This window comes from Streptomyces sp. NPDC007875, assembly GCF_042868035.1.
GTDB lineage: Bacteria > Actinomycetota > Actinomycetes > Streptomycetales > Streptomycetaceae > Streptomyces > Streptomyces antimycoticus.
Window position 1 is genome coordinate 1 of record NZ_JBIADZ010000116.1, and the last position, 1021, is coordinate 1021.

Genomic DNA, 1021 nt, shown 5'->3' on the forward strand with positions numbered 1-1021 from the left:
TCCAGGTCGGTCCGGTGGCCGTGGGCGGCGACGCTCCGATCTCGGTGCAGTCGATGACGACGACGGTGACGGCGGACATCGGGGCGACGCTGCAGCAGATCGCGGAGCTGACGGCGTCGGGCTGCCAGATCGTGCGGGTGGCGTGTCCGTCGCAGGATGACGCGGACGCGTTGCCGGTGATCGCGAAGAAGTCGCAGATTCCGGTGATCGCGGACATTCATTTCCAGCCGAAGTATGTGTTCGCGGCGATCGATGCCGGGTGTGCGGCGGTGCGGGTGAATCCGGGGAACATCCGGCAGTTCGACGACAAGGTCAAGGAGATCGCGAGGGCGGCGTCGGGTGCGGGTGTGCCGATCCGTATCGGGGTGAACGCGGGGTCGCTGGACAAGCGGCTGCTGGAGAAGTACGGGAAGGCCACGCCGGAGGCGTTGGTGGAGTCGGCGTTGTGGGAGTGCTCGCTGTTCGAGGAGCACGGTTTCCGGGACATCAAGATCTCGGTGAAGCACAACGATCCGGTGGTGATGGTCAATGCCTACCGTCAGCTGGCGGCGCAGTGCGACTATCCGCTGCACCTTGGGGTGACGGAGGCGGGTCCGGCGTTCCAGGGGACGATCAAGTCGGCGGTGGCGTTCGGTGCGCTGCTGAGTGAGGGGATCGGGGACACGATCCGGGTCTCGCTGTCGGCGCCTCCCGCGGAGGAGGTCAAGGTCGGGATCCAGATTCTGGAGTCGCTGAATCTGCGGCAGCGGCGGCTGGAGATCGTCTCGTGTCCGTCGTGTGGCCGGGCGCAGGTGGATGTGTACAAGCTGGCGGACGAGGTGACGGCCGGTCTGGACGGCATGGAGGTTCCGCTGCGGGTCGCGGTCATGGGGTGTGTGGTGAACGGCCCCGGTGAGGCGCGTGAGGCGGATCTGGGTGTCGCTTCGGGCAATGGCAAGGGGCAGATCTTCGTCAAGGGCGAGGTCATCAAGACCGTGCCGGAGTCGAAGATCGTGGAGACCCTGATCGACGAGGCCATGAA

1 protein-coding gene is annotated in these 1021 nt (G+C 66.1%); it reads left to right on the plus strand.

Features of this window, described 5'->3' with window-relative positions; genetic code table 11:
- Nucleotides 1-1021 (plus strand): flavodoxin-dependent (E)-4-hydroxy-3-methylbut-2-enyl-diphosphate synthase (gene ispG / locus ACFYOY_RS49195; protein WP_388594675.1); only part of this gene is annotated, 1021 nt, incomplete at both ends.